Raw genomic sequence first — 6557 nt, forward strand, 5'->3', positions numbered from 1 at the left:
GACTGGATGTGGACTTACAATCACGAGCGCCCCAATATGGCATTGGGCGGTTTTACCCCGAAGCAGCGGCTGGCCATGGCCGCTTAGTTTCTACTTCTCGCGGCCGTGGAAAACGGGGGCATTACCAAATGGCGCTCGGTCAGCAAACGCAGAGCTAGCGATCCCACGATACTGTCGACCGCCCGCGCACAACCCTGGCTATTTGCCTGAATTGGTATCAATTTGGCACCGTACTGCCAAGGCGACTCAAGTGGTCGTTCGCATCTCCGAAGAAAATGTCCAATGGATCGGCGATATCATCGCCCGCCATCCGCGCCCGACTCAGTGGAAATGCGCGAGCCGTGTGAGGAACGTGTAGTCGGCCTCGGTAGCCATCAGCGCCATCAACACCAGCAATGCAAGCGGCGGGACCAGAATCGCATAGACAAGCGCGAGACGTTCCCAGCGCATATGCATGAAGACCGCCACGATGAGCCCTGCCTTGGCCAACATCAACGCGAGAATCAGCCCCCAGCGCAGATAGCCTTGCAGGTTCGCGTAGTCGACCAGATACGACAGTGTCGAGAGCACGAACAGCAGCCCCCACACCTTGAGGTAGATGCCGACCGAATGCTCCCGGCCCTTGGCTTCGCCACCCGCCACGGCGGCGTGCGAAGCGGATGTCGCAGAGGATTCCATCGCTCCTCCTACCAGAGATAGAACAGCGCAAAGATGAACACCCAGACGAGATCGACGAAGTGCCAATAGAGGCCCGCGATCTCGACGAGTTGGTAATTGTTGCGTCGCTCAAGCGTGCCGTTGAGGACTTTGCGCATCACCGTCAGCAGATAGATGACGCCCGCACTCACATGCAGCCCGTGAAAGCCGGTAATCATGAAGAAGCACGCGCCGAACTGCGCTGCGCCCATCGAATTGCCCCAAGGGCGAATGCCTTCGCGCACGATCAGGTTCGTCCACTCGAACGCCTGCATGCCGACGAACGCGATGCCGAAATAGGCCGTGGCGAGAATGCAGGCGGCCGTCTTGTCGCGATCGCGCCGGTAAGCGTAGTTCACCGCCATCGCCATGGTGCCGCTGCTGGTGATGAGCGTGAACGTCATGATGGCGATGAGCAGCAGCGGCACCGGATGGCCGTTCACGTCCAGCGCGAAGATCTCGGCCGGGTTCGGCCACTGGGCCGTCGTCGACATACGCACCGTCATGTAGCCGATGAGGAAGCTGCTGAACACGAACGTGTCCGAGAGCAGGAAGATCCACATCATCGCCTTGCCCCACGGCACGCGGAATGTGGCGCGATCTCCCGACCAGTCGTTGACGACGCCGCGCCAGCCGGCGGGCACCTCCGGCGAGGGGGACGATGCAGGCGATGTCGTAGTCACGATTTGACTCCTCGCCGCTTCACGGAGCGATGCCGCCAGTGCCGCACAGACGCTGCGCGAACTCTGGCGTGAGGTTCGCGATGGCCGCAAACAGCACGATCCAGAGCACGAACAGAAAGTGCCAGTACTGCGCCGTCAGCGACAACCGGCGCACACGGAGTGTGTGCGTGAGTTGTCTTGGCGCGAGGCATACCCACGCCACCAGCCCGCCCAGCAGATGGAGCCCATGCAAGCCGGTAAGCAGGAAGAAGAAGCTGTTGGCCGGGTTGCCCGACACGCCATAGCGACGCAAGACCAGATCGTGCCAGACCCATAGCTGAGCGGCGACGAACGCAAGCGCCAATCCGCCTGCCAGGCGCCAGTCGCGGCGCGATCGTCGGAAATCGCCACGTCGTGCCTGCGACGCAGACGACTGAATCACGATGCACGCGGCCGCCAGCACCCCCGTGTTGAACCAAAGCGCATTGATGGACGGCAACGCACGCCAGTCGCCGAGACTCATGCGCATGACGTAGGCGGCGAGCAGCAGCGCGAACAACATGCCGATCACACCCATGAGCCACCAGAGCGCGATCTGCGACGCCGCACGGCGGCGCGGCAGCGCGACGGGTACGCCGCCCTGCGGCATGGACGGCCAGGACGGAATGGGCTTCATGGCGTGGCTCCCTTGGGCGACTCTGGCGAATCTGGCGACGGTGGCGGGGGCGTCTCGTGACGATGCAGCGCCGCCGAGCCGCCGTACACGAGCGTGGCGGGTCGTCGAAGGTCGGGCGCGAGATTCTGCGGCACGAAGTCGTCGACATCGTCCGGCACGCTGTATTCGTATGGCCATCGGTAAGCCACGGGCAGCGCGGGTCCCCAGTTGCCGTGAACGGGGGGGACGTCGGGTGTCTGCCATTCGAGCGATGCCGCCCGCCACGGATTCGCGCCGGCCGGTTTTCCGTGGCGCACGCTCCACGCGAGATTGAAGAGAAACAGCAACTGACCGAGGGCGACGATGAACGCTGCCACGGAGATGTAGGCGTTCATCGTATGGGCCGACTCGGGGATGAAGCTGTAGCCCTTGAACTCGTAGTAGCGGCGCGGCATGCCGAGCACGCCGAGGTAGTGCATCGGGAAGAAGATCGCGTACGTGCCGAGGAACGTGATCCAGAAATGCCATTGGCCGAGGCGGTCGTTCATGCGTCTGCCGGTGATGAGCGGATACCAGTGATAGATGCCGCCGAAAATCACCAACAGCGGCGACACGCCCATCACCATATGGAAGTGCGCGACGACGAAATAGGTGTTCGACAGCGGCATGTCCACGCTGACGTTGCCGAGGAAGAGTCCGGTGAGGCCACCGATCACGAACGTGCTGATGAAGCCGATGGCGAACAGCATCGGCACGCTCAGATGGATGTCGCCGCGCCATAGCGTGAGCACCCAGTTGTAGACCTTGATGGCGGTCGGAATGGCGATGATGAGCGTGGTCGTTGCGAAGAAGAATCCGAAGTACGGATTCATGCCGCTGATGAACATGTGGTGCGCCCAGACGACGACGGAGAGTGCGCCGATGGCGAGGATTGCCCAGACCATCATGCGGTAGCCGAAGATGTTCTTGCGCGCATGCACGCTGATGAGATCGGAGACGATGCCGAACGCGGGCAGCGCGACGATGTACACCTCCGGGTGGCCGAAGAACCAGAAAAGGTGCTGGAAGAGCAGCGGGCTGCCGCCGCGATACGCGAGTGGCTGCCCCATCGATACGATCGCGGGCATGAAGAAGCTCGTGTGCAGCGTCTTGTCGAGCAGCATCATCACGGCGGAGACGAACAGCGCGGGGAACGCCAGAAGTGCCAGCACTGTCGCCATCACAATGCCCCAGACCGTGAGCGGCATGCGCATCAGGGTCATGCCTTCGGTGCGCGCTTGCAGCACCGTCGTGACGTAGTTGAGCCCCCCCATGGTCGCGGCCACGATGAAGATGGCCAGCGAGACGAGCATCAGCACGATGCCCCACTCGGTGCCTGGCGTGCCGGGGAGAATCGCTTGCGGGGGATAGAGCGTCCAGCCCGCGCCGGTCGGCCCGCCCGGGACGAAGAAGCTCGCCATCAGGACGATGACGGCGAGCAGGTAGACCCAATAGCTGAGCATGTTCAGGAACGGGAAGACCATGTCGCGCGCACCGACCATCAGCGGGATGAGGTAGTTGCCGAAGCCGCCGAGGAAAAGCGCCGTGAGCAGATAGATCACCATGATCATGCCGTGCATGGTGACGTACTGATAGTAGTGATTGGCGTCGATGAAGGAGAACTTGCCGGGGAAGCCCAATTGCATGCGCATGAGGTTCGAGAGGACAAGCCCGACGAGGCCGACCGCGATGGCCGTGAGTGCGTATTGCACCGCGATGACCTTGTGGTCCTGACTCCAGACGTACTTCGTCCAGAAGCTCTGGGGCGCGCCGTGATAGGCGCCGGCATGTGCTGCGTCGTCGGAAGCGTCGGAGTTGCCGGTCATGACGTGTCTCCCTGCGTTGTTCTGCGCTGACGTGAGTGTGGTCCGTGTGGTCCGTGTGGTGCGTCTTGTGCGTGTTGTGCGTGTTGAGCCTCTTGTGCGTCTTGAACCTCTTGAGCGTCTTTTGCCGATTCGCGTCGTGTCGTGTCGTGCCGTGCCGTGCCGTGTTGTGTTGTGTTGCGCCGTGTTGTCTCGTACTGAGTTGTCGCGTGTTGTGTTGTGCTGTCTCGCGTTGTGCCTTCTTGCTTCGTGGTGCAGTCGTTGCAGTGTCCTTTCCTATGTTTGTGCTGCGATGCGTCGACGAAATGCGGGGCCGAGTTAAGGTGCCGGGCGAATCATCGGCACGCTCGGCGGTGCGGATCCCGGCGACGGATTGACCGACTGTGCTGGCGGGATGGCAAGCGGCGGCGCTGTCGTGTTCGGATCGTTACGCAACGGCAGGCCCGGCACCTGCCCCGGCCGGCGTGCCGGCTGAGACGGCGGCTGCGAGCTTGGGCTTGTCGGACTCGATGGCGTCAGCGGCGCGTACTGCACGGGCGGACGCGGTGTAAGGAGCAAGTTTTGCGCCAGTTGCACAACGCGCCCCGACGCCACGGGATTCTGTGAGGTCAATGCGGCCGATCCGGATGCCGATGCGGGGGGGACGGCGGTCGGGGCGGGGCGGCTTAGCCTGGGCGATTCGACCGAAAGTCCCGACACGACGAACCTTGTCGACGTGATCGTGGCGGCGGCGAGCGACATGTGGGCGGACTGTCCGCGAGCGGGCTGCGCCGCGAGGCGCAACGATATCGATTGGCGGGGCGCGGGCATGGCGGCTGCAGGCGCAGCTATCGCCGACGGTGAAGAGGGGGCGACACCTGCGGGTTGTGCGGTGCTCAGCGTCCGGATGTAGGCGATGAGCGCCTTTAGTTCATCGTCCGTCAGATCCAGTTTTGGCATGATCGGCGCGAAGCCCTTGGGCACGCGCGCGGTCGGATTGCGGATGAAGGTCGCCAGGTACGCGTCGTCGACGTGCGCCGAGCTGCCGTCCTGGAACGTCTGCGTCGAGCCGTACAGGCCTTTCCAGGTCGGCCCTACGCCGGGCGAGCCGTCTACGGTATGGCAGGCGGCACAGCCCTTGGCCTGCGCCAGCAATTTGCCTTTGGCCGCGAGCGGGTCGGACGTCGCAGCCCCGGCGTGTTGTGCTTGCAGTGCAGCAAAGGTGGGGAGTGTTGCGACCCAGGCATCGTAGGCGGGTTTGTCGTCCACGACGACAACGCCGCGCATGTTGGCATGGCCGACGCCGCACAGCTGCGCGCAGAGGATGTCGAAGCGTCCGATGCGCGTGGGGGTGAGCCACATCTGGGTGACCATACCCGGCACCATGTTCATACGCGTGCGGAAAGGCGGGACATAGAAGTCGTGCAGGACGTCTTTGGCGCGCAGCAGCAATTTCACGGGCTGGCCGACGAGCAGGTGCAACTCGGGGGCGTCGACGATCCGGTTGTCCTGGTTGGCGGGGTCCTTGGGATTCAGGCCGAGCGGGTTATCGGCGGTGACGTAGCTTGGGTCGGAGCTACCGAGCCGTCCGTCGGGGCCGGGCAAACGGAATCGCCACTGCCACTGTTGGCCGACGACTTCGACGACGTGAGCGTTCGCGGGAGGATTGATGAGCTTGGCATAGACGAAAAGGCCGGGCGCGAGCATGGCGGCAATGCCAATGGTGGTGATACCGATGAGCCAAGCCTCCAGGCGGCGGTTGTGAGGCTCGTAAGCTGCGCGGTGCCCGTCTCGATGGCGATAGCGAAAGATTGCCCAGGCAACGAAAAGGTTGACGACAACGAAGGCCACGCCGGTGATCACCAGCGTAATGGTGAGGGTGTCGTCCATCTGGCGCCAGTTGGACGCCAGCGGGGTCAGCCACCACGGACTCCAGAAATGAAAGGCGAGCGCGGCGGCGACGATGACGATCAAGAGGATCGAGAGAGCCATGGGACGCCTGTTTTCATCATCATTCGTCCGAAACGATACGCAGCAAATTCAGTAATCAATCTGCATGCGGGTTTTGACGATTGACGCAAAGGCACGCGCAGTTCGCATATCGCAACCGAGCGCGGGCGCTGTAGCAGCGCTTATAAGGCTAGTTCGCCTTCCAGCACTGTCAAGGGAACTTACGGTAAACCGGGTCCGAGAGGGAAACGCCTTTATCGCGGGTAGGCGGCTAGCAAACCTGTCTAACGGATGACGTTTCAAAGGACGGCGGGCGTCCGGCGGTGCGGCGACAGGTCACTGTATTGCCGCCGCTTTCCACGGCAGCGAGAAGTTGAAACTAAGCGGCCATGACCAGCCGCTGCTTCGGGGTAAAACCGCCCGATGCCATATTTGGGCGCTCGTGATTGTAAGTCCACATCCAGTCGGCCGCTGCCTCCCGAACCCGCTCGAGGTTTTCCCACAGATATTACGAGAGCTATTCGTATCGAGCGGTCCGATTGAACCGTTCAATGGGCGGTCTCAAGAATCAAGTGCAACGTTGAGCTAATCCGGCCTTTTTCAATTCCTTGGCCATCGCTTCCTCGGGCGTGTCCCAGTCGAGCGTCTGACGCGGCCGTCCATTGAGCAATTTTGCAATGTCGTTGAGTTGGGTCTGGCTGACGCTCGAGAGATCTATGCCCTTTGGCAAGAACTGGTGGAGCAAACCGTTGT

General features: G+C 62.4%; 4 protein-coding genes and 3 pseudogenes. All 7 read right to left on the bottom strand.

Going from position 1 to position 6557, the window contains the following annotated elements; translation table 11 throughout:
- Window positions 1-321: 321 nt before the first annotated feature.
- Window positions 322-678: a cytochrome C oxidase subunit IV family protein gene (locus tag ACE3UG_RS21725; RefSeq protein ID WP_374627816.1), complete on the bottom strand. Its 357-nt coding sequence runs from the start codon at window positions 676-678 to the stop codon at window positions 322-324.
- Between the two features lie 8 nt (window positions 679-686).
- Window positions 687-1382, bottom strand: a complete 696-nt coding sequence (locus tag ACE3UG_RS21730; RefSeq protein ID WP_374627822.1) for a heme-copper oxidase subunit III family protein — start codon at window positions 1380-1382, stop codon at window positions 687-689.
- A gap of 16 nt (window positions 1383-1398) precedes the next feature.
- Window positions 1399-2034, bottom strand: coding sequence for a cytochrome c oxidase subunit 3 (locus tag ACE3UG_RS21735; RefSeq protein WP_374627818.1), 636 nt, complete (start codon window positions 2032-2034; stop codon window positions 1399-1401).
- The gene (ctaD, locus tag ACE3UG_RS21740; RefSeq protein WP_374627820.1) at window positions 2031-3878 is read right to left on the bottom strand and encodes a cytochrome c oxidase subunit I; all 1848 of its coding nucleotides are present in this window, start codon (window positions 3876-3878) and stop codon (window positions 2031-2033) included. The genes ACE3UG_RS21735 and ctaD overlap by 4 nt, the downstream gene beginning before the upstream one ends.
- Window positions 3879-4757: 879 nt before the next feature.
- Window positions 4758-5846: pseudogene (locus ACE3UG_RS21745) on the bottom strand (c-type cytochrome); the annotation flags it as partial.
- Window positions 5847-6183: 337 nt separating this feature from the next.
- Window positions 6184-6357 (bottom strand): annotated as a pseudogene (locus ACE3UG_RS21750) (integrase core domain-containing protein); the annotation flags it as partial.
- A 15-nt stretch (window positions 6358-6372) separates the two neighbouring features.
- Window positions 6373-6557: pseudogene (locus ACE3UG_RS21755) on the bottom strand (IS30 family transposase); the annotation flags it as partial.

This window comes from Pandoraea sp. (genome assembly GCF_041919235.1).
Taxonomy (GTDB): Bacteria; Pseudomonadota; Gammaproteobacteria; order Burkholderiales; family Burkholderiaceae; genus Pandoraea.

What these genes read in the sequence shown, in the direction of transcription:
- ACE3UG_RS21725 (WP_374627816.1), bottom strand. Translation starts at nt 678, where the DNA reads ATGGAATCCTCTGCGACATCCGCTTCGCACGCCGCCGTGGCGGGTGGC.
- ctaD (WP_374627820.1), bottom strand. Translation starts at nt 3,878, where the DNA reads ATGACCGGCAACTCCGACGCTTCCGACGACGCAGCACATGCCGGCGCC.
- ACE3UG_RS21735 (WP_374627818.1), bottom strand. Translation starts at nt 2,034, where the DNA reads ATGAAGCCCATTCCGTCCTGGCCGTCCATGCCGCAGGGCGGCGTACCC.